The sequence below is a fragment of the Arcobacter cryaerophilus gv. crypticus genome, from assembly GCF_002993025.1.
Lineage (GTDB): Bacteria > Campylobacterota > Campylobacteria > Campylobacterales > Arcobacteraceae > Aliarcobacter > Aliarcobacter cryaerophilus_B.
Window position 1 is genome coordinate 153,123 of sequence record NZ_NXGI01000002.1, and the last position, 25,962, is coordinate 179,084.

26 protein-coding genes and 1 riboswitch are annotated in these 25,962 nt (G+C 28.0%); of the genes, 9 read left to right on the forward strand and 17 right to left on the reverse strand.

All coding sequences use genetic code 11. The features are described 5' to 3' along the window. Position 1 precedes the first annotated feature (1 nt). Positions 2-1,123 (reverse strand): bifunctional 2-C-methyl-D-erythritol 4-phosphate cytidylyltransferase/2-C-methyl-D-erythritol 2,4-cyclodiphosphate synthase, encoded by a 1,122-nt coding sequence (locus CJ670_RS01170; protein WP_105938555.1) that lies wholly within the window; start codon positions 1,121-1,123, stop codon positions 2-4. Between the two features lie 58 nt (positions 1,124-1,181). After that, positions 1,182-2,000, reverse strand: a complete 819-nt coding sequence (locus CJ670_RS01175) for an HDOD domain-containing protein (RefSeq protein ID WP_105911396.1) — start codon at positions 1,998-2,000, stop codon at positions 1,182-1,184. A gap of 130 nt (positions 2,001-2,130) precedes the next feature. Then, a riboswitch (TPP riboswitch) is annotated at positions 2,131-2,228 on the forward strand. 119 nt (positions 2,229-2,347) lie between these two features. On the opposite strand from CJ670_RS01175, the gene thiC reads away from it, so the two are divergent. Together thiC and CJ670_RS01185 are read left to right on the forward strand one after the other, a co-directional pair. After that, on the forward strand, positions 2,348-3,709 hold the full coding sequence (gene thiC / locus CJ670_RS01180) for a phosphomethylpyrimidine synthase ThiC (RefSeq protein ID WP_105938556.1): 1,362 nt from the start codon (positions 2,348-2,350) through the stop codon (positions 3,707-3,709). A gap of 247 nt (positions 3,710-3,956) precedes the next feature. Next, on the forward strand, positions 3,957-5,123 hold the full coding sequence (locus tag CJ670_RS01185) for an Mrp/NBP35 family ATP-binding protein (protein ID WP_105938557.1): 1,167 nt from the start codon (positions 3,957-3,959) through the stop codon (positions 5,121-5,123). 41 nt (positions 5,124-5,164) lie between these two features. Here CJ670_RS01185 and CJ670_RS01190 read toward each other — a convergent pair whose 3' ends face one another. The 9 genes from CJ670_RS01190 to CJ670_RS01230 all read right to left on the reverse strand — a co-directional run bounded on the left by CJ670_RS01190 (position 5,165) and on the right by CJ670_RS01230 (position 11,234). After that, positions 5,165-5,560 carry an ectoine synthase gene (locus CJ670_RS01190; protein WP_105938558.1) on the reverse strand — a complete coding sequence of 132 codons (396 nt, stop codon included), beginning with the start codon at positions 5,558-5,560 and terminating at the stop codon, positions 5,165-5,167. Then, the gene (gene ectB, locus CJ670_RS01195; RefSeq protein ID WP_105938559.1) at positions 5,560-6,840 is read right to left on the reverse strand and encodes a diaminobutyrate--2-oxoglutarate transaminase; all 1,281 of its coding nucleotides are present in this window, start codon (positions 6,838-6,840) and stop codon (positions 5,560-5,562) included. The genes CJ670_RS01190 and ectB overlap by 1 nt, the downstream gene beginning before the upstream one ends. Before the next feature lie 10 nt (positions 6,841-6,850). Next, positions 6,851-7,327 carry a diaminobutyrate acetyltransferase gene (ectA, locus tag CJ670_RS01200; RefSeq protein WP_105938560.1) on the reverse strand — a complete coding sequence of 159 codons (477 nt, stop codon included), beginning with the start codon at positions 7,325-7,327 and terminating at the stop codon, positions 6,851-6,853. Positions 7,328-7,505: 178 nt separating this feature from the next. Continuing rightward, positions 7,506-7,850, reverse strand: coding sequence for a MerR family transcriptional regulator (locus CJ670_RS01205; protein WP_105911402.1), 345 nt, complete (start codon positions 7,848-7,850; stop codon positions 7,506-7,508). A gap of 25 nt (positions 7,851-7,875) precedes the next feature. Further along, positions 7,876-8,133 carry a hypothetical protein gene (locus tag CJ670_RS01210; protein ID WP_066156814.1) on the reverse strand — a complete coding sequence of 86 codons (258 nt, stop codon included), beginning with the start codon at positions 8,131-8,133 and terminating at the stop codon, positions 7,876-7,878. Between the two features lie 88 nt (positions 8,134-8,221). Next, positions 8,222-8,902, reverse strand: coding sequence for a bifunctional phosphoribosyl-AMP cyclohydrolase/phosphoribosyl-ATP diphosphatase HisIE (gene hisIE, locus CJ670_RS01215; protein ID WP_105938561.1), 681 nt, complete (start codon positions 8,900-8,902; stop codon positions 8,222-8,224). After that, the gene (locus CJ670_RS01220) at positions 8,903-9,169 is read right to left on the reverse strand and encodes a hypothetical protein (RefSeq protein WP_105911404.1); all 267 of its coding nucleotides are present in this window, start codon (positions 9,167-9,169) and stop codon (positions 8,903-8,905) included. It lies immediately after the preceding gene. Between the two features lie 26 nt (positions 9,170-9,195). Beyond that, positions 9,196-10,272, reverse strand: a complete 1,077-nt coding sequence (locus CJ670_RS01225) for an SPFH domain-containing protein (protein ID WP_105938562.1) — start codon at positions 10,270-10,272, stop codon at positions 9,196-9,198. Positions 10,273-10,313: 41 nt separating this feature from the next. Beyond that, the gene (locus CJ670_RS01230; RefSeq protein WP_105938563.1) at positions 10,314-11,234 is read right to left on the reverse strand and encodes a branched-chain amino acid transaminase; all 921 of its coding nucleotides are present in this window, start codon (positions 11,232-11,234) and stop codon (positions 10,314-10,316) included. Between the two features lie 110 nt (positions 11,235-11,344). On the opposite strand from CJ670_RS01230, the gene CJ670_RS01235 reads away from it, so the two are divergent. Continuing rightward, on the forward strand, positions 11,345-11,929 hold the full coding sequence (locus CJ670_RS01235; RefSeq protein WP_105938564.1) for a hypothetical protein: 585 nt from the start codon (positions 11,345-11,347) through the stop codon (positions 11,927-11,929). A 47-nt stretch (positions 11,930-11,976) separates the two neighbouring features. Next, the gene (gene metH / locus CJ670_RS01240; RefSeq protein ID WP_105938565.1) at positions 11,977-15,450 is read left to right on the forward strand and encodes a methionine synthase; all 3,474 of its coding nucleotides are present in this window, start codon (positions 11,977-11,979) and stop codon (positions 15,448-15,450) included. A 23-nt stretch (positions 15,451-15,473) separates the two neighbouring features. Here metH and CJ670_RS01245 read toward each other — a convergent pair whose 3' ends face one another. Further along, a complete protein-coding gene (locus CJ670_RS01245; RefSeq protein WP_105938566.1) occupies positions 15,474-18,020 on the reverse strand; it encodes an ABC transporter substrate-binding protein in 2,547 nt (848 codons plus the stop codon). 80 nt (positions 18,021-18,100) lie between these two features. On the opposite strand from CJ670_RS01245, the gene CJ670_RS01250 reads away from it, so the two are divergent. Next, a complete protein-coding gene (locus CJ670_RS01250) occupies positions 18,101-18,598 on the forward strand; it encodes a hypothetical protein (RefSeq protein WP_105938567.1) in 498 nt (165 codons plus the stop codon). Positions 18,599-18,602: 4 nt separating this feature from the next. Here CJ670_RS01250 and CJ670_RS01255 read toward each other — a convergent pair whose 3' ends face one another. Genes CJ670_RS01255 through luxS form a run of 3 tightly spaced genes read right to left on the reverse strand, consistent with a single transcriptional unit; the run spans position 18,603 to position 20,731 of the window. Then, the gene (locus CJ670_RS01255; RefSeq protein WP_105938568.1) at positions 18,603-19,415 is read right to left on the reverse strand and encodes a D-alanyl-D-alanine carboxypeptidase family protein; all 813 of its coding nucleotides are present in this window, start codon (positions 19,413-19,415) and stop codon (positions 18,603-18,605) included. 48 nt (positions 19,416-19,463) lie between these two features. Beyond that, positions 19,464-20,213, reverse strand: a complete 750-nt coding sequence (locus tag CJ670_RS01260) for a tRNA (5-methylaminomethyl-2-thiouridine)(34)-methyltransferase MnmD (RefSeq protein ID WP_228154179.1) — start codon at positions 20,211-20,213, stop codon at positions 19,464-19,466. Positions 20,214-20,215: 2 nt separating this feature from the next. Continuing rightward, positions 20,216-20,731 carry an S-ribosylhomocysteine lyase gene (gene luxS, locus CJ670_RS01265; protein ID WP_105911868.1) on the reverse strand — a complete coding sequence of 172 codons (516 nt, stop codon included), beginning with the start codon at positions 20,729-20,731 and terminating at the stop codon, positions 20,216-20,218. A 142-nt stretch (positions 20,732-20,873) separates the two neighbouring features. On the opposite strand from luxS, the gene CJ670_RS01270 reads away from it, so the two are divergent. From CJ670_RS01270 to CJ670_RS01285, 4 genes are read left to right on the forward strand one after another with little or no spacing between them, the layout of a single operon-like run. Next, positions 20,874-21,989, forward strand: a complete 1,116-nt coding sequence (locus tag CJ670_RS01270) for an MlaE family ABC transporter permease (protein WP_105938752.1) — start codon at positions 20,874-20,876, stop codon at positions 21,987-21,989. Between the two features lies 1 nt (position 21,990). Then, positions 21,991-22,728 (forward strand): ABC transporter ATP-binding protein, encoded by a 738-nt coding sequence (locus CJ670_RS01275; RefSeq protein ID WP_105938570.1) that lies wholly within the window; start codon positions 21,991-21,993, stop codon positions 22,726-22,728. Next, on the forward strand, positions 22,728-23,648 hold the full coding sequence (locus tag CJ670_RS01280; RefSeq protein WP_105938571.1) for an MlaD family protein: 921 nt from the start codon (positions 22,728-22,730) through the stop codon (positions 23,646-23,648). The genes CJ670_RS01275 and CJ670_RS01280 overlap by 1 nt, the downstream gene beginning before the upstream one ends. Then, on the forward strand, positions 23,635-24,231 hold the full coding sequence (locus CJ670_RS01285; protein ID WP_105938753.1) for an ABC-type transport auxiliary lipoprotein family protein: 597 nt from the start codon (positions 23,635-23,637) through the stop codon (positions 24,229-24,231). Before CJ670_RS01280 ends, CJ670_RS01285 begins: the two co-directional genes overlap by 14 nt. Before the next feature lie 32 nt (positions 24,232-24,263). Here CJ670_RS01285 and CJ670_RS01290 read toward each other — a convergent pair whose 3' ends face one another. Beyond that, positions 24,264-25,298, reverse strand: coding sequence for an AbrB family protein (locus tag CJ670_RS01290; RefSeq protein ID WP_228154180.1), 1,035 nt, complete (start codon positions 25,296-25,298; stop codon positions 24,264-24,266). Then, complete coding sequence (locus CJ670_RS01295) at positions 25,299-25,955, reverse strand: HAD family hydrolase (protein WP_105938572.1); 657 nt, start codon at positions 25,953-25,955, stop codon at positions 25,299-25,301. It lies immediately after the preceding gene. Positions 25,956-25,962 lie beyond the last annotated feature (7 nt).

Here is a 25,962-nt window from a genome sequence, read left to right on the forward strand (position 1 = left end):
TTTATTTAGTCCAATCGTAATATCTTAAATTTGCCATAGCTTGCACAACTACACCTTCTTCTCTTCCAACAGCACCTAGCTTTTCAGCTGTTGATGCTTTTATGTTTATAAACTGCTTTGGAAGATTTAAAAGTTTTGATAAACTACTTTTTATTTCATTTTTGTGTGGATTAATTTTTGGTTTTTGTGCAATTATTGTAATGTCAATATTTATAACCTCATATCCAACACTATTTACAAAGTTTAGAATGTTTTTCAAGAGTATTTTAGAGTCAATTCCTTTGAACTCATCACTAGTATCTGGAAAAAACTCTCCGATATCGCCAGCTCCAATAGCTCCTAAAAGTGCATCAATTAAAGAGTGGATTAAAACATCGCCATCACTGTGGGCTTTAAATCCATAATCATATGGCAATTTTACACCACCTAAAAACATCTCTTTTTTATCTTCAAAGCTATGAATATCGTATCCCATTCCAACAAATTGTGTTTTAGCTGGAGCTTTTAAGCATGGAATTTGTGAAATATCTTCTACAAAAGTTAGTTTTTTACTAGAAATATCACCTTTTATATAGAAAATATCTTCACCTATATTTTTTATAGCACTGCTTTCATCTGTAAATTCAATATCTTTTGAAATTGCTTTTCTTAGAATATTTGTATTTGATAATTGAGGAGTTTGAATAAGTTTTACATCTTCTCTTTTTATAGTATTTTTCTCAAATATAACTGTATCACTTACATCTAAAATTGGAACTACACAAGATGCTTTATTTTTATTTTTGATTAAATCAGAAATAATATTTTGGCTAATACAAGCACGAGCAACATCGCTTATCATTACATATGGAGTATCAACAAATTCCAAAGCATTTTTTATAGAATTTTGTCTTGTATCTCCACCTTCGGCAAAAATAAAATCATCACTAAAGTTTTTCATATAGTTTAGCTCATCTTTATGTGAAACTACAATAGTTTTTGAAAAGTTAGAAAAAGAGTTTAATCTATTTGTGACATTTAACCACAGAGGCTCATTATCAACTCTAATCCACTGTTTTTTACATAAATTATCAAATCTTGTAGAGTTTCCAGCACATAAAATAACTAAAGTAATATCTTTCAATTATAGACCTTTGAGTAAAAAAGTTACATATACTAGCTGAATGTTACTTATAATACTTTTAATAATTACTCTTTATATTGTCATTTATGTTACTTATTGTAGTTAAAAATGTATTACTATTTAATCCAAATAACTCAATTTCGTTAATAGCTTTTTTTATGTTTTGCTCCAACAATGGTTCTCTTAAATTTGAAACAAGACTAACAATATCCAATATAAGAGCTTTTAATCTAAACTCATTTGGGCAATTTTCTAAATCCTTTGAAAATAAAATTGGAAATATAATATTATGACTTAAGCCCCATTTTTTAAGTATATTTGAGCTTATTCTTTGGGCATTAAAACCTATGAATTTCTCTTCAGCTTTGCTCATACTTGAGTTATTTATTTCACTTAAAAACTGTTCAGTTAGTTTATTTTCGCTTATTGCTTTAGAAATAAGAGGTTTTGATAAATCTTGTAAAAATGCTGGTATAAGAAGCTCATCTTTTAGTTTTTTGTCACTATTTTTTAACCACATTTCAACAATTAGCATCGAAAGTGTATTTGAATATAAAAAATCATCAAAAGTAACAGCATATGAAAATAGATTTGTTTTTATAGTTCTACAAAAAGATAAAGATGTTGCCAATGCACAAACAAACTCTAAACTAGTAATTGAGATAAAATTTTGTATATTTTTTGGTTTATTCAAAAAGTCAAATATTTGAAAATCCATAGTTTTTAAAATATCTAAATGAAGATTCTTATCTTTTTTTATAATCATAGCAAGTTGTTTAAAATTTCTATTTTTTGATTTTCTAAAACTATCTAAATCTATGATAATTTCTGGTAAAGCTGGTATATTTTGTATATATTTTGGGAAATTTTTTATCATTTTGTCTAAAAACCTAATATGAAATAAGAAAGATTATATAAAATTGTAACTTATACTATAGGTATTAAATATAATTAAACTATAAAATAAAATTAATATGCTTTTAAACATTCTTTATGATAGAATATTTTTTTTATTGCAGGGGGACGCTTTGGCGTTGAGAAGGTAAAACCTGACCCTTTGAACCTGATGGTTAAGACCAGCGTAGGAAGTAAGTTTTAAAAATTAAATTTATAAAGTTAAAATAGATAAAATTTAATAAAAAGTACTTTCTTTTAGAGAGTACTTTTTTTTTGCTCAAAATTTGTCTTAGCAATAAAGAAAATAATATTAATTTAGGAGCAAAAATGCAAGATATACACAAATGGTTAGAAGAGCACAAAAACGATGAAGTAAGAACACAAATGTATTATGCCAAACAAGGCATTATTACTCCTCATATGGAATTTGTAGCAAAAGTTGAAAACCTTGATGTTGAGTTTATAAGAAGTGAAATTGCTCGAGGAAGACTTATAATTCCTGCAAATGTAAATCATACAAATCAAATTCCGATGGCTATTGGAATTGCAAGTTCTTGTAAAATAAATGCAAATATTGGAAGCTCAGCACTAGCAAGTGATGTTAGTAAAGAGATTGAAAAAGTTGATGTTTGTTTAAAATATGGTGCTGATACTATTATGGATTTAAGTACAGGTGGAGATTTGGATATGATTAGAAAAGCTGTTATATCTCACTCTACAGTTCCAATTGGTACAGTTCCTATTTATCAAATTTTACATGATGTAAAAGATAAAATAGAGGATTTAAGTATTGAAAAAATGCTTGAAGTAATTCAAAGACAAGCAGAACAAGGTGTTTCATACTTCACAATTCACGCTGGATTTTTGCTTGAATTTATGCCTCATATTGCAAAAAGAAAGATGGGAATAGTTTCAAGAGGTGGAAGCTTGATGGCTGCGTGGATGATGCATTATCATAAAGAAAATCCATTTAATACAGCCTTTGATAAAATCTTAGATATTTGTAGAAAGTATGATGTATCTTTATCTTTGGGTGATAGTTTAAGACCAGGATGTTTAGCAGATGCTAGTGATGAAGCACAACTAAGAGAGCTAAAAGTTCTTGGAGATTTGACACTTAGAGCTTGGGAAAAAGATGTTCAAGTTATGATAGAAGGTCCAGGACACGTTCCTTTAAATCAAATTGAGAGAAATATGAAGATAGAAAAAGAGTATTGCCATGAAGCTCCTTTTTATATCTTAGGACCACTTACAACTGATATTGCTGCTGGATATGATCATATCTCAAGTGCAATTGGTGCAGCTGTTGGTGGATGGCATGGAGCAAGTATGCTTTGTTATGTTACTCCAAAAGAGCATTTAGGATTACCAAATGCTGAAGATGTTAGAAATGGAATTATTGCATATAAAATTGCAGCTCATAGTGCTGATATTGCAAGAGGAAGAAAAGGCGCACGTGATATTGATGATGAAATGAGTGATGCAAGATATGCGTTTAATTGGAATAGACAGTTTGAACTTTGTTTAGACCCTGAACGAGCACGTGAATATCACGATGAAACTTTACCTCAAGATGTATTTAAAGAAGCAGAATTTTGCTCAATGTGTGGACCAAAATTTTGTTCATATAAGATAACTCAAAAAATTGTAAAAGAGCATGGTGAAGCAATAGATAATATGGTAGGGTGATTTAAGATAAAAATTATCCTAATTAAAATATAATACTCTTCTGGTTATGAGATGGTTCCTTTTTTTATAGGGAACCTCTGAAATAAGGCTTCGTTCTCGAAGCCCTTTAGGATTTTGCTACTTTTTAGCTTCACTGCGTTTGCTACAAGACTACGCTATGAAGAGGAATTTTTTATAAATTCCGATGAAAAGTAGTTTATGTGATATGGTTCCTTTTTTATAGGGAACCTATAAAAAAGGATTTAAAATGAATATAGAAGATATTAAAAAGTCATTAGAAAATGTAAAATACCCTGGTTTTTCAAAATCAATTGTTGATTTTGGATTTGTAAAGGATATTAAATTAGATGCAAATTCTTGCACAATATTATTAGATATTACTTCAACATCAAAAGAGGTTGAAGATGAATTAAGAAGAGAGATTCCAAAAGCTCTTTCTAATTTAAATGTTACTTTAGTTTTTAATAAGCCAAAAGAGGAACAACAAAAAAGCAATAGCGTGAGTGGTCAAAATATTGCACCACAAATAAAAGATATTGTAATGGTAAGTAGCGGAAAAGGTGGAGTTGGAAAATCAACTACAACTGTAAACCTTGCAATTGCAGCAGCTATGCAAGGTAAAAAAGTTGGTATTTTAGATGCTGATATTTATGGACCAAATATTCCTAGAATGATGGGAGTAAATGGACAAGAAGTTGAAGTAATAGGAAATAAAGCAAAACCTCTAAACGCTTATGGTGTAGATGTTATGTCTATGGGAATTTTGATGAAAGAGGGTGAAGCTGTTATTTGGAGAGGCGCTATGGTTATGAAGGCAATCCAACAGCTTTTAAGAGATATTTTATGGGAAGAGTTAGATATTTTATTTATTGATATGCCTCCAGGAACAGGAGATGCACAATTAACACTGGCTCAAAGTGTGCCTGTTAGTGCTGGAATAAATGTTACAACTCCTCAACATGTAGCTCTTGATGATAGTAGAAGATCTTTAGATATGTTCTCTAAGCTTCATATTCCAGTTGCTGGGATTGTTGAAAATATGAGTGGATTTATCTGTCCATCATGTAATACTGAATCTGATATTTTTGGAACAGGAACATGTGATGAGTTAGCAAAGGAGTACAATACTCAAGTTTTAGCTCATCTTCCAATTGAACCTGCTATTAGAGTTGGTGGAGATAGTGGAAAACCAATAGTTTATTTTGAACCTGAATCAATAAGTGCAAAAAGATATATGATGGCTGCTGATAAACTTATATCTATGCTTGACAATCAAGATAAAGTTTCAAATGAGGCTATTCAGCCAATTATGCCAGCAGGAGTAAGTGCTTGTTCTACTGAGGGACAAAAGATTAAAGCTGAACATGAAGCTAAAAAAAGTGGTGGTTGTGGCTCTGGATGTGGTTGTCACTAAAAGTATGATTGGATAGGTAGAGCACCTATCCAAATTATAATTTAATCAACAAGCGGATAAACGCCATTTTCATCGTGATTTTCAGTTCCTTTAATTGGTGGATTAAATACACAAATAAGTCGCATATCCTCACTTCCACCATATAAATTATGTTCATCATGATTATTTAAAGCATACATAACTCCATCATAAATTTCATGAACAACTCCTGTTTTTAAATCCTCTATTTTCCCATTTCCAGCCACACAATAAACAGCCTCAAGATGGTTTTGATAGTGTATATGTGTTTTTGTATTTGCTTTTATGATTGTTTCATGAAATGAAAATCCCATGGCATCATCTTTTAAAAGCATTCTTCTACTAAGCCATTGACCATCTTTTGCAAAAACCTCTTTTGAAGTTCCAATTACATCTTTTTTTATATCTCTTACTATCATTAAAACTCCCCTTTTAAATTATTTTTTCTTTCAATAATTAATCTATCAACAGCATTTTCAAATCTTTTAAGTCCTTCAATAAGTAACTCTTCATCAATTAATAATGGAGGCAAAAATTTTACAACTTGGCTTTCACTACCACAAGTTTCGATTATTAGTTGTTCTTGAAATGCGTAAGCTGAAATATCACTTGCCATTGATTTGTCATTTTTAATTTCAAAACCATAAGCTAATCCTCTTCCTCTTATTTCAATTTCATAATCATCTTTATATTTTGTGGCAATTTTTTCTAAAGTTTCTTTTAAAATTTTCTCTTTATAAAAGACAGCTTTTGAGATATTGTCATTTTGCCAATAATGGTCTAATGAAACTTTTGAAGCAACGAATGCCAGATTATTTCCTCTAAAAGTTCCTGTATGTTCACCTGGTTTCCATTGGTCCAAATGTGGCTTGAATAGTAAAAGTGCCATTGGTAAACCTCCACCTATTGATTTTGACAAGGTTACCATATCAGGATTTATTCCTGCAAATTCAAAAGAGAAAAACTCTCCACTTCTTCCATTACCCACTTGAATATCATCAACAATTAATAAAATATCAAACTCTCTACAAATAGATTCAAGCTCTTGCAACCACTCTTTTGAAGCTACATTTATTCCACCTTCACCTTGAATAGTTTCAAGTATAACAGCAGCTGGTAAATCCACACCACTACTTCCATCTTCCAAAAACTTTCTAAAATATGTTAGTGTATTCACATCTCCAAAATAGCCATCAAATGGCATAAAAGTAGCATTTGTTCTACTTATATAACTCTCATCTCTATACTCATTGTTTCCTGTAACTGCTAGTGAGCCTTGCGAAAGTCCATGGTAACCATTTGTAAAAGCAACAACATTACTTCTTCCTTTTACAAGTCTTGCTAATTTCAAGGCAGTTTCAACGGCATTTGTTCCTGTTGGTCCTGTAAATTGTAGTTTATATTCAAGATTTCTTGGTTTTAAAATTAAACTTTCAAAAGTTTGTAAAAACTCTTTTTTTGCAGTTGTTGCCATATCTAAACCATGAACTATTCCATCTTCTTGTAAATACTCAATCAATGCTTTACTTATATGTTCATTATTGTGTCCATAATTTAAAGTTCCTGCTCCTGCAAAAAAGTCGATATATTCAACTCCTTGCTCATCTGTTAAAATAGCACCTTTTGCTTTTTTAAATATTGTTGGGAAACTTCTTATGTATCCTCTTACTTCTGATTCTAAATTTTCGAATATTCTCATTTTTTCTCCTTTATTTTATTGGTCCAATTTTAAATTGAACTTCCTCTTCGTGTGCATTAATAAAATCTTCTATAAAAAATAGTGTATTTTTTTCTATATTTGCTTCATATTTTTTTGCAAACTTTTCAAAAACTCTTTGCGATGAGATGTTTGAAGGTGATACAGTTGAGATTAAATATTTTATATTTTTTCTTGAAACTATATTATCTATTAAATTTAAAGCTAGATTTTTTCCTCTATGATTTTCATCAACAGCTACTTGCCAAATAAAAAGTGTGTCATTTTCATTTGGTAAATAATATCCTGAAACAAAACCAACAATCTGGTTTTCAAATAGAGCAACACTACAGCTATTTTTAAAGTGAGTTGTTTGAAGAAGGTACAAATACTGCGAATTTAAGTCTAAGACTTTACTTCTTTTCACTAAATCATATATATATTTAGCGTCATTTTTTTCTGGTTTTCTTATGGTGTATCTGGATTCCATAATACTCCTTTTTAGTATAAATTATGTAAATTTTTTACAGATTCTATGTAAAATATTTACAAACTATGAGTAGAATTTATACCATTTTAAAATAAGATATAGCTTAATACATAAATATTTTTAAACTATTTGTAGCAATAAATATAGGTTTATAGGGGGTTGTGAGAAATTTGATAAATTAAAAGTTATCTAGTTTTTCTGAATCAGAACTTGATAGAGTTTCAAGCTTTTTTTCAATAATTTTTAGAAATTCTTGCTTATGTTTTGAATCCATATTATCTTCTAATATTTCTAAAATATAAGAGATTCCATTTGAGTTTATTTTTTTAATTGTTGCTAGATAGTGAACAAATGCTATCATTTTTATATCATCAATAGAGTATAGTTTTTTGATAGTTTTATCTTTTTCTAAAGGTAGAAGAAGTTTTTCTTCATACATTTTTAAAGTTCTTGTTTTTGTATTTAGAAGTTCTGAAATACTACTAAGCGGTAAGATATTTTTTTGATTATTTAAAAGTGCCATTTTTTATTTTGAAGAAGTGTGGAATTTATCCACACTTATAATACTCTTGAAATAGTTCTTCTACTTTTTCTATTACTAGCTCTTCATGCCAATTGTGTCTTTTAGCAAAAGTTTTGATTTCATAGCTTTTCTCCTCTTCTGTACAAAAAAAGTATAATTTTTTTACAAAAGGTTTTGGAACTGAAATTGCAATTTTTTGAAAATAGTTCTCTTTACAAGCTGGAGAGCAAAAAACTTTTGAAATTGGTATTTTCTTAGAGCAGTGTTGACAGCTATTTGTCATTTAAACTCCTTTTTTTAGTTTTTGTTGCGAGCATTATAACAAGCAATTATTAAATGCAACTTAGTTGTATAAGAAATATTAATAATTTTTATCTGTTTCTTGAGTTTTTTTCTTCTATTCCTGAGATTTCAAATCTTCTTGCTAATTCTTGTTTTACTCTATCAGGATTTATGTTAAGACTTGCAAGAGCTACTAAAACATGATATGTAATGTCGGCTGCTTCGTATATTGCTTCATTTTCATTTTTATCTTTTATTGCAAAAGTGAATTCACCAGCTTCTTCTACAATTTTTTTAAGCATAGAGTTTTGGTTACCATTTAAAAGTTTTGCAGTGTAAGATTTTGTAATATCTTCATTTTTTCTTTTTTGTATAGTGTGGTATAAATTATCTATTACACTATAAGTTTTTGAAGTATCAACTAAAACCTCTTCAACAATTTTTTCATTTTGTAGATTTGTAAAAAAACAAGATTTTCTTCCTGTGTGACAAGCAACTCCTTCTTGAATTACTTTAAATAAAAGTGTGTCATTATCACAATCAAGAAAAATATCTACAATTTTTTGAGTGTGATTTGAGCTTTCACCTTTTTTCCAGATTCTTTGCTTACTTCTACTAAAGTAGTGTGCATATCCAGTTTTTAGTGTAATTTCTAAAGCTTCTTTGTTTGTGTATCCTAGCATTAAAACTTCATTTGAACTACTATCTTGAGTTATAATAGGTATTAAATTTCCCATTTTTTCCCAATCTATTTTTTCTATATCTTTCATCTAATTAATACCTTTAAATTTTGTTCCAACATCGATTTTTAATCTATCTATTGTCATAAGCTCTTGATCTATACCAATATCAAATCCAAAGTCATATTTATTACCATAACTATCAGTTTGGTTATCGCTATATTTTTTTATTTTGTCATATTTTTGACTTTGATTATATTTTATTGGAGGTTTTATTTTAAGAACAGATTCAATAGAATCAGCAAAAAGGTGGTTAAAAGAAGATAGTAGTAATAAAATTAAAGTTACTATTTTCATTTTCCATCCTTTTTGAAGTCTATATACTATTTTTGATTAACTACAGTGTCTCTACTTTTATCTTTTGTATCAACCCAGATATTTGGAGTTGAACCTCCTGGTGTTAAGAAAATCTTAGCATCTTTGTTTTCTCTTAGGGCTTCGTTGAATTTTCCTTGAACTTCAATTTGTTGCATTTGAAGAAGACTAGGCGTTAAAGATTCAGCAATAACTTTATTTGCAACAGATTGTGCTTTCGCTTCAATAGCCACAGCATCAGCTCTACCTTGTGCTTCAATTCTTTTAGCGTCAGCTTCTCCAGTTGCAAGTGCAGCTCTTTTTTCAGCTTCTTGTTTAGCTCTTTGAACTTCGTATCTTACTCTTTCAGCTTCTTGGTTTGCTATTTGAACTTTTTCAATTTGTTCTTTTATTTTTTCAGGAAGAACAATCTCTTTTAATTGAACAGATTCAACAATAACTGCACCTTTAGATCTTTCATTTACTTTTTCTTTGATTAATCTATCAAGACTTTCAGCAACTTCATTTCTTTTCATAGGAAGAACTTCGGCATTGTATCCACCAAGAACACTTCTTGCAACTTCTCCAACAACTTGATTTACAATTTTATCTTCCCACGATGGTCCCCAAGTTGCAATAGTTTCAGGAACTCCACTTGCAATAATATTGTATTGAACAGTTAATTCAATAGAGATTGGTAAACCTCTTGAATCAAGAACATTAATAGCAGGGCTATTTTTGATACTTTGGTCAAATGAACCTACAGATTGTGTATTCATATATGTTAAAAGTCTAACTTTTGTATCAACAACAATAACTCTTTGAATTACAGGAATATAAAAATGGAATCCTGGATTTAAAGGTTCTTTATCATATTTTCCTGTTGTTGCTTTAATACCAACTTGTCCTGATTCAATAATAACAAATGGTTTAAACAAAAATAGTGCACCAATTAATATAATTACAAGGTATAGCAATCCTGCTTTTTTACCAAAATTTTTGAAAAATTCTGGAGTTTCAAATGGTGGTTGAAAATTTCCACCTCCTCCACCGTTAGGTTTATTTCCCTGCTGTCTGTTCTTAAAATAGTCGTTATCTATTGGCATAATCTTCCTTATTTTTTTTTAATCTAATATATTATTTAAAATTAGTTAATATATGTTAAATACTTAATGTATTTTGGATTTTTTCCAGTTACCACATCAAAATATGCAGATTGGATTTTTTCTGTAATAGGACCTCTACATCCAGCTCCAATAACTCTTGCATCAACTTCTCTAATAGGAGTTATCTCAGCTGCAGTTCCTGTAAAGAATGCTTCATCAGCTACATAAATCTCTTCTCTAGTTATTCTTCTTCTAATAACTTCAATTCCCATGTCATGTGCTAAATCAATTGCAGTTGCTTGAGTAATTGATTCTAAAGAGTTGTCATTTGGTGGAGATATTAATTTTCCATCTTTAACTATAAAGAAACATGCACCCGATGCTTCTGCAATATATCCTTGATCATCTCTTAGTAAAGCTTCATCATATCCAGCTTCAACAGCTTCAAATTTTGCCATTTGAGAGTTCATATAGTTTGCAACTGATTTTGCTTTTCCCATACCTGAAGTATTTGGAGTTCTTGTAAATGAAGAGATTTTTACTCTAACACCTTTTTTAAGACCTTCTTCTCCCAAATAAGCTCCCCACTCCCAAGCGGAAATTGATACTTGTACAGGTGCATCTTTATGATAAAGACCCATAACACCATAACCTAAATATACAAGTGGTCTAATATATGCTCCATTTGTTAACTCATTTTTTTGTAGTAACTCTACTTGAGCTTTGTTTAACTCTTCTAGTGAAAATGGAACATTCATTAATGTCATTTTTGAAGAGTTTAAAAGTCTTTGTGTATGCTCATTTAATTTAAAAATAGCACATCTTCCATCAACAGTTTTATAAGCTTTTGTTCCTTCAATAGCACCATTTCCATAGTGTAAAGTGTGACTTAGTACATGAACTTTTGCATCTTTCCAAGGAGTAAACTCTCCATCCATCCAAATATATTTTGATTCAGTCATTGCTTTTATTATCCTAAAATTAGATTTTAATCAATAATATTATCAAAAAGATAATTAAAATAAGTTCTAAGATTAAAAAATGTACTATTCGTAAAATATTTGGAAATAAAATGATAAAAAACCTGATACTAATTTTTATATTACTACTTTTTAGCTCTTGTGCAGTAAATCAAAATAGATTAGAGCCAATAAAAAAAGAGCCAATAGATGAAGAGCTTTTAAGCCATATTCGATATATATTATATTTAATTCAGATAAATGATTTGAAAAATCTAAATGAAACTTATATAAATAAAAACTATGGTTATTTTGAAGTAAATCTAAATGAGTTGGAAAATAAACCACAAATAATCAAAAAATATACAATTGAAGAAATTGATACTTATATTGAGAGTTTTGATATACAAAATATTGAAGTTTCATTTAATTGTAGCCCATATAATGATGCATTTTATGGGTGGAGTAAAGATGGAATTTTTATTTTTGAACCAAACACAAACTACTTAGATAGTTTTTTAAATGATAAAACTAAAGAAGAAAAAGAGTTTACAAAAAAAGTTAAAACTATTAGTTATGAAGTTGTTGCGACAAATAACACTATATTTTATATTACAAAAATTGATAAAAAATATTATATTACATTAATCGATAATTTAAAAACAAATTGTAGTAATGCTTTGATTCAAGCTTTTTAGCAATTTTAAAATATAATATAAACTTTAAATAAATATAAGAAGATGATATGAAGCAAAAAATAGAAGATTTAATAAAAGAGAAAGTTTTAATAATTGATGGAGCTATGGGAACACAGCTTCAAGCTTGTGAGATAGAAAAAGAGTTTTGGCAATTTGAGAATAAAGATTTAGAAGGTTGCAATGAGCTTTTAAATCTTACAGCTCCTCATATTTTGGAGACAATTTATGAAAACTATGCAATTGCTGGTGCAAATTTTATTAGCACAAATACATTTGGAAGTATGCCATGGGTTTTAGAAGATTATGACATAGGTCATATGTCTTATGAGTTGTCAAAATTAGCAGCACAAAGTGCAAAAAAGATTTGTGAAAAACATAGCACAAAAGATGAGCCAAAATTTGTTTTAGCATCTATTGGACCTGGAACAAAACTTCCTAGTCTTGGACATATTACTTATGATGCAATGTATGAAGGCTATAAAACTATGGCTTCTGGTTTAGTTGATGGTGGAACTGATGTTTTTTTACTTGAAACTTGTCAAGATCCACTTCAAATAAAAGCTGCACTTCATGCTTTAAATGACATTGCACCGCAAATTCCAATTATGGTTTCAGTGACAATTGAGTTAAATGGAACAATGCTAATAGGAACAGATGCACAAACAATTGCAGCTATTTTAAAACCATTTAATATTTTATCTTTGGGTTTTAACTGTGGAACTGGACCAATTCAAGTTCAAAAACATGTAAAAGCTTTGAGTGAAGTATCAAAATTCCCAATCTCAGTTCACGCAAATGCAGGACTTCCTCAAAACAAAGGTGGAAAAACTTTTTATCCAATGGGACCTGATGAGTTTACAGCTTTACAAAAAGAGTTTTTAAATATTAATGGAGTTGCATTTTTAGGTGGATGTTGTGGAACTACACCTCTTCACATAAAAACTTTAAGCGATGCAGTTAAAGAAATGATTCCAAAAAAACCAAATGGATTTTTAAAAGCTTCATTGGCATCACTTTTTAATATAGTTCCACTAAAACAAGAGCCAGCACCACTGCTTATTGGTGAAAGAAGTAATGCAACTGGAAGTAAAGCTTTTAGAGAGCTTTTAAAAGCAAATGATTATGAAGGAACTTTAAGTGTTGCTCAACAACAAGTTCGAGCTGGGGCTCATGTAATTGATGTTAGTGTTGGATTTGCTGGTCGTGATGAAACTGGCGATATGAATAAAGTTGTATCGCTGTATTCTCAAAAAATTTCACTTCCACTAATGCCTGATTCTACTCAAATAAAAGCACTAGAAGCTGCTTTAAAACAAATTGGTGGAAGATGTATAATAAACTCAGTTAATCTTGAAGATGGTGAAGATAAATTTGATGAAGTTTGCAAATTGGCAAAAAGGTTTGGAGCAGCTTTAGTTTGCCTTGTAATCGATGAGATTGGAATGGCAAAATCAAAACAAAGAAAACTTGAAGTTGCAGAGCGAATTTACAATTTATGTGTAAATAGACACGGTTTTGACCCAGCTGATTTAGTTTTTGATATGCTTACTTTTACAATTGGAAGTGGTGATGATGAGTATAGAACTGCTGGAATTGAAACTTTAGAAGCTATAAAAGAGTTTCAAATTCTTCATCCAGAAGTAGGAACAACTTTGGGGCTTTCAAATATCTCATTTGGTTTATCTCAAAATGCAAGAATTTATCTAAACTCAATATATCTTGACCACTGTGTAAAAGCAGGGCTAACGACTGCTATTGTAAATGTTAAACATATAATTCCACTAAATAAAATAAGTGATGAAGATAGAAAAGCTTGTGATGATTTGATATTTAACAACCAAGAAAACGGGGATCCACTATTTAAATTTATTGACCATTTTTCAAATGTTGAGTCACAAGATGAACAAAGTGATGAAGAGTATCAAAAAATGGAACCTATTGAAAAAGTTAAAAAACTTTTATTAGATGGTGACAAAGATAGATTACTTCCTTTAGTTTTAGAGTTAAAAGATGTTGTACCTCCTGAACTGATTGTAAATGAGTGGTTAATTGATGGAATGAAAATAATTGGAGAGCTTTTTGGAAGTGGTCAAATGCAACTTCCATTTGTCCTTCAAAGTGCTGAAACTATGAAAGCTACTGTTGATTCTTTAAATCCATTTTTACCCAAGCAAGAAAAAGATAGTGAAACAACTATGGTTATAGGAACTGTAAAAGGCGATGTTCACGATGTTGGTAAAAATTTAGTTGATATTATTTTAAGTAACAATGGTTTTAAAATTGTAAATATTGGAATAAAAGCAGATTTAAATCAGTTTTTAGAAGCTGCAAAAGAACACAATGCAGATGCTATTGGAATGAGTGGATTACTTGTAAAAAGTACAGCTGTAATGAAAGAAAACCTTGAAGAGATGCAAAAACTAGGAATTAAAATTCCAGTTATGCTTGGAGGTGCTGCTTTAACAAAAAGCTTTGTTGATGATTATTGCAGACCAATTTATGATGGTCCGATTTTTTATTGTCGTGATGCTTTTGATGGTGTTGTATCTATGCAAAGAATTGAAAAAGGTGGAGAGATTGATACAAAACTAGCTGCTGATTTAATTGAAAAAATTGATACAAGCGATAGAGTTGAAAAAGAGGAGGCTGTAATTCCTCCTTATGAAGAGATTTCTATGCCAAAAAGAGAGTTTATAGTTCCTCCATATTGGAATAAAGTTGCAAAAACTGGAGATGAACTAGATAAAGAGCTAATATTTTCTTGGATAAATCACAGAGTTTTATTTAGACAAAGATGGGGATATAAAAGAGGAAAACAAACTCCAGAAGCATTTATGAAATATGAAAAAGATGTTGTTGAGCCTATTTACTACTCTTTAAAAGATGAACTTATTTCAAAAAATATATTTGAACCGATTGCTATATATGAGTATTATCCATGTATTTCTTATGATAATAAACTATATATTTTTGATAAAAAATATCTTTACAACAATCTTGAAGAGGCAAAAAAAGTTCCACCTTTAAGTGAAGCTATAAAAGTTTTAGAGTTTCCAAGACAAAAAAGAAAACCTTTTAGATGTATAGCTGACTTTTTTGCAAATGATAGATTAGATGTTGTAGGATTTACACTTGCAAGTGCTGGACTTAAAATAAGTGATTATGAAAGAGAGTTTTATGATCGTGGTGAGTTTACAAAATATTATCAAGTTCACGGACTTGGAGTTGAATTAGCTGAAGCATTGGCTGAAGTTTTACATAAACAAATAAGGCTTGATTGGGATATTGTTCCTAAAGAGGGGCATAGATTAAGCGATGTTCAAATGAAGCAATATGTAGGTTGTAGATATTCACCTGGTTATGCAGCTTGTCCTGAGTTATCACAAAATAGAGATATTTTTGATTTGTTAAATCCTGAAAAATATGGAATTGAGCTTAGTGAAACATTCCAAATGCATCCTGAGCAAACTACTTGTGCAATTGTAGTTCATAACAAAGAAGCAAACTATTACAATGTTTAGATTTAAGAATTTAATTCTTAAATCTATTTTTGTTCAATTTTAATAGGCAATAAAATAGTAAATTTTGCGCCTTTGTAATTTATATTATTGTAAAAGAATTTATGGTTTTCTACAAAAATATTACCTTTTAGGTTATTATCTACTAATATTTTTGACATATATAGACCAATTCCTGTACCTTGAGATTTATGTTTTGTTGTGAAATATGGTTCAAAAATCCTAGATATAATCTCATCTTTTATACCCATAGCATTATCAAAAATTTCAATAACTATATTTTTTTGATTTTTTGAAATATTAATAAAAATATATCTTGGTTCTTCAGCTTTTAAATTTTTTAAAGCATCTTTTGCATTTGTAATGATATTCATAAAAATTTGAATCAAATCATTTTCAATAGTTAAAAACTCAAAATCATCTATATTTTTTATAACTTCAATATTCTTAGACTGCAAAGATGGATTTAAAATATCTAGTACTTTTTGTACTAAATGATTTATATTTATATTAGATGTAATTTTATCTTTATCCAAAAAGCTTCTAAAATCTTCAATAGTGTTACTTAAATATGATACAGAAGATTTTATATGATTTATTGAATCATATAAATCTTTATCTTCTAGCATATTTAGATTTTTTTTAAGCTCCATTCCTGAAGTACAAATACTAATAGTTGATAGTGGTTGTCTCCATTGATGAGCTATATTTTCAAGCATTTCACCCATTGCTGCCATTTTTGATTGTTGTAAAAGAATTTTATTGTTCTCTTCATTTTGTTTTATCTCAAAAGCGACTCTATTTTCTAGCTCTTGATTTGTTTTTTTCAGTAAATAAGCTCTATAAATAATAGCTAAAATTAAAAATATAGCTAAGATAATAATAAATAGCTTAAGAACTGTATCTTTATCAATACTATTTTGATAGTTTATATATACCCATTTATTAAAAAAATCATGTTTCTGATTTTCGTTTATTGAATTCAAAGCTTTATCTAAAATTGATGCAAGAGTTTTATTTTCAATATTTGTTGCCATATAAAGTTTTAGATTTTCATCTATTTTTCCAGATACTTTGATATCTCCTACAAAATGATTTTGTATCTCATATCCAATAACAGCAAGAGAGTCAATAGCAGCATAAACTTCACCTTTTCTTACAGCTTCTAAAGCTTGATAAAGATTTGCATACTCTACAAAACTAATATTTTTATATCTGTTTTTTATTATATTACTTGTTGCAAAATCTTTAACAAGAGCAATTTTAACTCTTTTTAGAGTTTTTAAATCTTCAATAAAAGGTTTAGAAATATCTGTAGCAATCACAAAAGGGAAATCCAGATAAGGATTTGTAAAATTTAAAAGCTTTTCTCTATTTTTCTTATCTGCAATTGTTGTTAAGATATCACACTTATTTTCTACAACTTTTTCAAAACTTTCGTGCCAATTTAAAGTTGGTACAAAATTTAATTCTATATCTAAATTTTTTGAAATTTCTACAAGATACTCTTCTATAATTCCAATATGTTTATTATTTAAAGTAGCTTCAAATGGCATTAAATCGTTATGAGAACAATAAGTAAAAGATTTTTTTGTTTTTAAATACTCTTTTTCTTCACTATTTAGTTCATTTTGAAAATTATTATGTAAAATAAAACTATTTAAATCTATATCATTTTTTATTAAACCCATTACTTTATATGTATTTATGATTAGATTCATTTTTTCATCAGAAATGGTTCCAATATTTCCATTTTTATCAAAAATAATTTTTTTTATCTCATTTGCTTCAAAAAGTAGTGCTTCTTTACTTTTATTTAGTGGATTATATTTCTCAAAAACAATATCAACACTTTTTTCAATATTTTCAAATGCCCATTTCCAACCATCTATTGAAGCTTTATAAAAATCATATACAATTTTTGGGTTTTTTTGTGCAAATTCACTATTTGTAAACATAATATTTTCGTAAAAGTCAAATCCATAATCTTTTGGGTAGAAAATTTTGCTTTCATAACCTTTTTCTTTTAATAAAAAAGGTTCATTTGTAGTATAAGAAGCCATTAAGTCTGTTTTTTTAGTTATTAAATCATCAATATTAAAAGAGTGAGGAATTAGTTTTACATATTTAATATCAAAGTTTTGACTACTAAACATAGCTTGTAAATTTGCAAAATTTAGCTGCTCATCTGCAATCATCAAGTTTTTATCTTTTAAATCTTTAATTGAGTCTATATTTGAATTTTTTAAAGCCAAAATCACAAGAGGTGAAGTTTGAAAAATAGCTCCAAATATAGATATATCTGCACCATTTGATTTATGAACTATTAAAGAGCTAGAACCAAGTCCAAAAGTTGCTCTATTTTGTGTAACTTCTTCTAATACATTTGTTTCATTTTGAAATTTTTTAAACTCAACATCAAGTCCAACTTTTTGATAAAAGCCTTTCTCTTTTGCTATGTAAAATCCAGCAAATTGAAACTGGTCAAGCCACATAAGTTGAAGTGAAACTTTTTGCAAATCTGTTGCATATAGGTATTTGAAAAGTAAAATAAAAATAAATATCTTTTTCAAAATCAACCTTAAGTTTAAAATTTTAACAATTATTATAGCAAACTAAGGTAGAATTATCACAATTTATTTGAGGAAATATTATGAATAGAGAAAAAAATATCAAAAATTATATATTAAATTACATTTATACAACTTCAAAGCAGCCAATTTTATTAAAAGATATGTTGGTTGCTTCAGTTCAGTTTAGCAATGATATGGAAGTTGATAGTTCAAGATTAGGTTTTAGATTAAGATTAACAAGAGCATATCTTGTTTATGTTTGGTTAGTTTTAGCAGTTCTTTTACCTATTTCTCTTCTTACACATAAATTGCTTGCAAAGATAGATGCACATATATCAATAGTTGGTGGAATGGTTATCACAGCACTTATATTTATGGGATTTAACTATTTTAAAGATATTATAAAAAAGGAAATGACAAAAAGTAGGCTTAAAAAGGCTTGGAATTTACATTTTCCATTTTTTGATTATGAAGAGTATTCTAATAAAGTAAATGAAATTTTTGAAGAGGCTATGAGAGAAGAGATTTCAAAAAGAGATTTACAAAAATATATTTTAGATAGATTGACTAATATTTAGTAATCTATCTTTTATCTAAAACAGCATCTAAAGCTAGTTTTGTATTTTCCCATCTATTTTGAGAATTTAGCATTACTAGTAAAATATCTTTTTTCCCATCTTTTGCACGAGCAATTAAACAAGGTCCAGCTTTACTTGTATAACCAGTTTTAACTCCAATCATATATTTCTCTTTTGGAAGAAGTTTATTGCTTGTATGTGCAAAGTAAGATCTTTTTGTATTTATTGCTTTAAAGCTATAACTCTCTTTTTTTACAATATTATTAAAAGTATTGTTTTTTATAGAGTATTCTGTAAGTTTTAATAAATCACTTGCAGTACTTTTGTGATTTGGAGCATCAAAACCACAAGGATTTTGAAAGTTAGTATTTTTCATACCTAGTTTTTTTGCTTTTGTATTCATCATAGTTACAAATTTTTGTTTGCTCCCATTTCCAAGATAAATCGCAATTGCATTTGCTGCATCATTTGCTGATTTTATCATAGCAGCATTTACTAAATCTCTTAAATAAAATTTCTCACCAACTCTAAAATTCATAATTGTAGGTTCAACTTTTTTCATCTCAGCAGTAATAGTAACAATACTATTCATTTTACCACTTTCAATCGCTAAAATTGATGTCATAATTTTTGTTAAACTAGCTGGTCTTATTAGCTGATTTGCATCTTTTTGGAAAATTAACTGTTTTTTGTTTAAGTCTTTTACTATAATTGAGTCTAAATCTTTTTCGATTTTTTGAAAAACTTTTGCATCATTGTACGCAAGGGCAAGCAGTGGGCTTAAAAGCAAGACAAATATTTTTAAAAAGTTTTTCATGAAGTTTCCTGTGTATTTTTTAGAATTTGCATTATATTGAAAAAAAAATTAAATAAAGCTATCAAATAGGGCTTTTGACTCTTTATTCCTTATTTTCTTTAGCTCCATATCTATATATTTTCCAATAATCATCTGTTCTTGTTTAAAAGCCAAAGTTATTTTTCTTTTTGTTGGTCGTGATTCATATATAAAAAAACCTGCTTCATACATAGATAATCTTATATTTGTAGAGATTGCATAAGTTGTAATAATTGTATTTTTTTTACATATTTTATAAATATCAAGAAAATACTCTTTTGTCCAAAGCTCTTTATTTACATCACTTGAAAAAGCATCTTGATATACTATGTCAAAAAAGTTTTTTGGAAAAGTTCTTATGTATTTTCTTGCATCACCTATAAAAATCTCTATTTTTATTTTTTCATCTTCATATTTTTGATTATTTGAGAGTTCATTTATTATATTTTTAAACTCTTCAAACTCTTTTGGAAAAGTAAAATCTTTTAAAGATTTTATTAAATCAAAATCAAATTCAGGAGAATAAATATTTATTTTAATATCAAGATTATTTTTTAAAATATAATAAATAGTTGCAAAAGTGTTGTACCCTAAACCAAAACAAATATCCAAAATATTTAACTCTTTTTTATCTTGAAAATATGTAAATGCTGGAATAATATGTTTATGTAAAGCTTCACTTAATCCACCATCTTCTGTATTGTGAAAGTGTTGATTATATTTTAAAGAAAAAAGAGTGTGGCTACCATCACTTGTGGTAACCAGTTTGTCCTCTATCAAGTTTAGTTTCCTAAACTTGATAGTTTCTCTTCGCTTAAAAATAGTTTTTCATTTGACATAACTCCAATATTTGAAGCTAAAATATCACGTGCTATATCTTTTGCTTCAGGAAGTGAGTGCATAGCACATGTTCCGCATTGGAAAATATTTAGTTCTGGAATATCAGTTTGTTTTTCTACTTTTAAAACATCTTCCATAGATTTTTTCCAAGCAGTTGCTACCTCTTCCTCTTTTGGAGTTCCTATTAAACTCATGTAAAAACCAGTTCTACAACCCATTGGTGAAACATCAATTATCTCAACTGTAGGAGAATTTAAATGATTTCTTATAAATCCAGCAAAAAGGTGCTCTAAAGTATGAATACCTTTTTCACTTAACATTTTTTCATTTGGTACACAAAATCTTAAATCAAAAACTGTAATAGCATCACCTTTTGGTGTTTGCATAACTTTTGCAACTCTTACTGCAGGTGCTGGCATAATTGTATGATCAACTCTAAAACTATCTAATAATGGCATTTTGTATCCTTTTATATATTTATTAAAATTTTGAAAAATTATAGCTAAAGAAATTTAAAGGTAGTTTTCATAAAAAAGATTATTTTTGTAAATTTTGGATAATATAAATTATTTTAATTTAAAAGAGAAAATAGTAAAAATTATGAAAAGTATAGAATATTTTATTTTAGAAAAACAAGAAGATGGATATAAACTAAATCTTTTAAATATTTGGAACAAAGATACTTTACCAGATATTATAGAAAATATAAAACAATCAAATATCTCAAAAACTAAAAATTTAATTGTAGATTTTGAAAATTTACAAGAGCTTGATAGTATTGCTATTATTTATTTAATCTCATTTTTAAAAAAATTTAAAAAGCAAAATATTTCATATTTGAACTTTGAAAAGTATGAGCAAATTTTTGACTTTTATCAAAAACATTATCAAAATGAGTTTCTTAAAGAGAAAAAGATATTAAATAGATTTTTTGAAAATGTTGGAAAAAAAGTATATGAAATATTAAAATCTACAAAACTATTTATAGATTTTGTAGGAAAAGTTTTTTATTTTCTTTTTTATTTAGTAGTTAATCCAAAAAATATTAGATTTAAAGCTACTTTAAAATATATTGAAACATCAGCAGTAGATGCACTTTTGATTGTTGCTGTGACTGCTTTTTTGGTCGGAGTTGTTATTGCTTATCAAGGAGCAGTTCAGCTTGAAAAGTTTGGGGCAAATATTTTTGTAGTTGAGATGATAAGTATCACCATGTTTAGAGAGATAGCACCACTTGTAACTGCTATTGTAATAGCTGGAAGAAGTGCAAGTAGCTATACAGCAGAAATAGGAGCTATGAAAATAACAGAAGAGATAGATGCTATGCGAACTATGAATTTCGAGCCAATAATCTTTTTAACAATTCCTAGAATTTTTGCTTTGTGTGTATCTTTGCCACTTTTGGTATTTTTTGCAGATATTGTTGGAGTAATGGGTGGAATGGTAATCGCATACACAAGTTTAGATATCACATATATAGAGTTTATAAATAGGCTTCAAAATGAAGTTCCTGTAAAACATTTACTACTAGGAGTTTTTAAAGCTCTATTTTTTGGATTTTTTATAGCAATTATTGGTTGTTTTAGAGGTTTTCAAGTTGAAAACAATACTACAAGTATTGGAAAATATACAACTATGAGTGTTGTAAATGCAATATTTGTGGTTATTTTACTAGATGCAGTTTTCTCTGTAATATTTACTCAAATGGGAATATAAGATGGAAATAATAAAAGTTTCAAATCTTCACACAGCTTTTGGAGATAATATTGTACACAATAATATATCTTTTAGTGTAAATGAGGGTGAAATATTTGGAGTTTTAGGTGGAAGTGGAAGTGGAAAGAGTGTTTTGGTAAAACAAATAGTTATGCTAAATCAGATACAAAAAGGTAAAATTGAGATTTTTAATAAAGATATTTCAAAACTAACAATAAATGATTTAGAGAGTTTGAAGCTAAATTTTTCTTATCTTTTTCAATTTGGTGCTTTGTACTCTTTTTTAAATGTGATTGAAAATATAAGTGTGATGTTAAAAGAGTATACAAATTTACCAAAAGATTTGATAGAAAAAATTGCTTACACAAATTTGGATATAGTTGGACTTCCAAAACATACAGCAAAACTATATCCAAGTGAACTTAGTGGTGGAATGAAAAAAAGAGTAGCCCTTGCAAGAAGTCTTGCAATGCAACCAAAACTTCTATTTTTGGATGAGCCAACAAGTGGATTAGATCCTGCTAGTACACAAAGTATAAATGAGCTTTTGCTATATTTAAAGAGAAATCTAAATATCACAACAGTTATAATAACCCACGATTTAGAGACAATAAAAACAGTTCTTGATAGGTTTATAATTATAAAAAAAGAAAAAATATTTGATGGAAATATAAATGAAGCTATGAGTTCTAAAGATGAGTTTATACAAGATTTTTTAACACATAAAAAGGCAGATTGATGGATACAAAGATTAATTTTTTTAGAATAGGTTTATTTGTAAGTGTAATATCTTTTTTACTAATTATTGCAATATTTTGGTTAGGAAAGTATGGTTTGGAAGATAAAAAATATGATACATATTATATACATTTTGATGAATCTATTTCTGGATTAAATATAGGTTCACCTATAAAATATAAAGGCTTTGATGTTGGACTTGTAAAAAATATAAAGATAAGTCCTCATAATTCAGAGAAAATTGAAGTAGAAATACAGATTCAAAAAGGAACTCCATTAAAAGAGGATAACTATGCAATTTTAGGAAATCTTGGAATTACAGGTCTTAAATATGTAGAGTTAAAAGGTGGAAGTAATGAAGCAAAACCTTTAGAGGAAAATGAGTATGGTATAAAAATAATAAATTCAAAAAAATCAGCTTTGAGTAATCTTGTTGATTCAACTGAAGATATTACAAAAGAGCTTACTTTTTTACTTCACTCTTTTAGAGATGTTTTAAATGAAGATAATTTAAAAAACTTCTCAATGCTTCTTGAAAATAGCCAAAAAAGTATGGCAAATATTGAAAAGTTTTCTGATTATTTAGTAAAAAATCAAAACAATATTGATGAACTTTTACTAAGTATGAAAAACTTTGCTACTATTGGAAGCTCATCTTTTGTGAGTGTAAAAACTTCAGCTGATAATTTTAAAGCACTAACAACAAAAATGAAAGAGGATTTTGACAAAGGAGCTTTTGATATAAAAGGGATGGCTCAAGATAGTATTAATAATCTAGAAACAGTTTTAAAAAATTTGGATAATACTTTAAATCAAACTCAAGACTTAATGAATAATCTAAATGAAAGCCCAAGTGATTTGATATTTAAACAAAAGGCAATAAAATATGGACCAGGAGAGAAAGATGATGAAACAAAGTAAAATTTTGTTTACAAGTAGAAGTACAGTTTTAGTTTTTTTAATATTTTTTATATTTAGTGGATGTGGATTAAAACAAGAAAGTTTATCTATAAATCATTATTCAATAGATTTTAAAACTCAAAAAAAAGCTGAGGTTTCAAAATTAAAATCAATTTTAATAGAAGAGGTAAATGTAAATAGAAGTTTTAATCTAACATCTATTTTTTATAGTACAAAACCATATTTATTTGAAGAATATGCACAAAATAGATGGATAAATCTGCCTTCAAATATGATTTATAATCAATTAACAGACTCATTTTTAGCAAGTAATATTTTTGAAAATGTAGTTTTAAGAGATAAAAAAATAGAACATGAATATAGTTTAAAAACTGAAGTTATAAAACTTTATCAAACTTTTGAAGAAGAAAAATCTTATGCAGTTTTAAAACTTAAGTTTGATTTAGTAAAAGATAATAAGGTTTTAAAATCTTTTAATTTTGATAAAAAAGTATTATGTAAATCAAACAATGCCTATGGTTTTGTACAAGCTTCAAACAAAGCTTTTGAAGAGAGTATAAATAGTTTGCTGAGTAGTTTTTGATTTTTATTTATAAAAATTATAAAAGATATTAACTACTTTAGCCTTTTAGCAATAATTGGAGCAATATTCATAACCAAAAATAGTCTTACAATATGGTGCAAAGTTATATAAGGTAAATTTGCACCAACCAAAAGAGCAATTAAATTTATCTCAGTTTGACCACCAGGTCCAAAAGCAAGTAATATATCTAAAGTAGAAAAAGCAAAAAAGTGATGAATAATAAAAATAAATATTGCACACAAAATTATCAAAATAACAAAATGTCCCAAAGTAGCAACTAAAGTATTAAAAATAGTCTTTAAATCAACATTTTTAAATGTAAAACCTATAATTGAGCCAAAAACAACTTGAATAAATTTAAGTAACTCATCTGGTATATGTGTAGTTACAAATCCACCTGAATATAAAATAATACTTACAATCATAGGACCAATCAAATATGCAGCTGTTAGTTTTATCTTTTTTGCAAATATTGCTGCAATTATTCCAAAAATATAGATATATAAAAACTCTAAAATATCTATATTTTTTATTGGTGTTGTTAAAAGCTGGTTACCACGAATATCTATTTGAAAAATATATTGAATAATAAAAGGCAAAGATACAACTACGAAAAATAGTCTTGAACTTTGCATTAAAGTTATTTTTGCAGTATTTGCTTTTAGCTCTTGCCCAATTATAACCATCTCAATTACACCACCTGGCATTGAGCCTAAATATGAAGTTTTTAAATCATATTTTAAAACTTTATAGTAATAGTATGTTCCAAAAAATATAATCAAAATAGTAAATGGAATAACCAAAAGTAGACTAATAGTGTATTGTGGAATATGATTTAAAATTGCTGGAGTAAAAGCACTTCCAATTGCTAAACCAATTAAAATTCTTGCAGGTGCTCCAAATATTTTTGGGCTTTGTATTGGAATTTTTTCAAATCTTATTAGCAAACTTGTAGTAAAAATACTTCCTAAAAGCCAAGGAAGTGGAAAATTTAAATATATAAAAATAATTGAACCACAAAAAGCTGCTAGCAAAGCTAGTAGCATTTGAAAAATATTTTTTATCATTTAAAGTAGAAAGATATGTTTTACAGCTTCTAAAGAGTCTTTTTTTACAATATTAGTATATTTTAAAAGTTCTTCTTCATTTGAGTAACCACATAGTACTGCCACAGAGTTTATAGAGGCATTTGAAGCAGAGATTAAATCAAGTTTTGTATCTCCTACCATAAAAGCGTGATGTTTTTTATCATCATATTTTAAAGCATTCAAAGCCTTTAAAATTGGCTCTTCATGTGGTTTTGGATTTTGCACATCTTCTCTTCCAATTATTACTTCAAAATGTTTTAAAATATCAAAGTTTTCTAATATTGGAGTTGAGTAGATTCTTGTTTTTGTAGTAACCACTCCAAGCCTTGCAAATTTTGAAGCTAAAGTAACTGCTTCAAAAGCATTTTCAAGTAGTAGCGTTTGAGCAACTGAAATATCTTTATATCGCATCTTATAACTATCTACAAAATCCCAAACTATTTTTCTATCTACACCCAAATTTTCAAACATAATATCAAGTGGATATCCAATTTGTATTTTTATATCTTCAATAGTTCCTTTAAAATCAAAATTGTGTTTTGAAAATGCATGTAAAAATGTATCAGTTATTGCATCTGTTGAATCTATTAAAGTACCATCTAAATCAAATAAAATAATCTTCTCTTTTTTGTTCATAAAACTA

Coding starts and splice junctions, on each gene's coding strand:
- CJ670_RS01175 (WP_105911396.1), bottom strand. CDS start 2,000: ATGATAAAAAATTTCCCAAAATATATACAAAATATACCAGCTTTACCA.
- thiC (WP_105938556.1), top strand. CDS start 2,348: ATGCAAGATATACACAAATGGTTAGAAGAGCACAAAAACGATGAAGTA.
- CJ670_RS01185 (WP_105938557.1), top strand. CDS start 3,957: ATGAATATAGAAGATATTAAAAAGTCATTAGAAAATGTAAAATACCCT.
- CJ670_RS01190 (WP_105938558.1), bottom strand. CDS start 5,560: ATGATAGTAAGAGATATAAAAAAAGATGTAATTGGAACTTCAAAAGAG.
- ectB (WP_105938559.1), bottom strand. CDS start 6,840: ATGAGAATATTCGAAAATTTAGAATCAGAAGTAAGAGGATACATAAGA.
- ectA (WP_105938560.1), bottom strand. CDS start 7,327: ATGGAATCCAGATACACCATAAGAAAACCAGAAAAAAATGACGCTAAA.
- CJ670_RS01205 (WP_105911402.1), bottom strand. CDS start 7,850: ATGGCACTTTTAAATAATCAAAAAAATATCTTACCGCTTAGTAGTATT.
- CJ670_RS01210 (WP_066156814.1), bottom strand. CDS start 8,133: ATGACAAATAGCTGTCAACACTGCTCTAAGAAAATACCAATTTCAAAA.
- hisIE (WP_105938561.1), bottom strand. CDS start 8,902: ATGAAAGATATAGAAAAAATAGATTGGGAAAAAATGGGAAATTTAATA.
- CJ670_RS01220 (WP_105911404.1), bottom strand. CDS start 9,169: ATGAAAATAGTAACTTTAATTTTATTACTACTATCTTCTTTTAACCAC.
- CJ670_RS01225 (WP_105938562.1), bottom strand. CDS start 10,272: ATGCCAATAGATAACGACTATTTTAAGAACAGACAGCAGGGAAATAAA.
- CJ670_RS01230 (WP_105938563.1), bottom strand. CDS start 11,234: ATGACTGAATCAAAATATATTTGGATGGATGGAGAGTTTACTCCTTGG.
- CJ670_RS01235 (WP_105938564.1), top strand. CDS start 11,345: ATGATAAAAAACCTGATACTAATTTTTATATTACTACTTTTTAGCTCT.
- metH (WP_105938565.1), top strand. CDS start 11,977: ATGAAGCAAAAAATAGAAGATTTAATAAAAGAGAAAGTTTTAATAATT.
- CJ670_RS01250 (WP_105938567.1), top strand. CDS start 18,101: ATGAATAGAGAAAAAAATATCAAAAATTATATATTAAATTACATTTAT.
- CJ670_RS01255 (WP_105938568.1), bottom strand. CDS start 19,415: ATGAAAAACTTTTTAAAAATATTTGTCTTGCTTTTAAGCCCACTGCTT.
- luxS (WP_105911868.1), bottom strand. CDS start 20,731: ATGCCATTATTAGATAGTTTTAGAGTTGATCATACAATTATGCCAGCA.
- CJ670_RS01270 (WP_105938752.1), top strand. CDS start 20,874: ATGAAAAGTATAGAATATTTTATTTTAGAAAAACAAGAAGATGGATAT.
- CJ670_RS01275 (WP_105938570.1), top strand. CDS start 21,991: ATGGAAATAATAAAAGTTTCAAATCTTCACACAGCTTTTGGAGATAAT.
- CJ670_RS01280 (WP_105938571.1), top strand. CDS start 22,728: ATGGATACAAAGATTAATTTTTTTAGAATAGGTTTATTTGTAAGTGTA.
- CJ670_RS01285 (WP_105938753.1), top strand. CDS start 23,635: ATGAAACAAAGTAAAATTTTGTTTACAAGTAGAAGTACAGTTTTAGTT.
- CJ670_RS01290 (WP_228154180.1), bottom strand. CDS start 25,298: ATGATAAAAAATATTTTTCAAATGCTACTAGCTTTGCTAGCAGCTTTT.
- CJ670_RS01295 (WP_105938572.1), bottom strand. CDS start 25,955: ATGAACAAAAAAGAGAAGATTATTTTATTTGATTTAGATGGTACTTTA.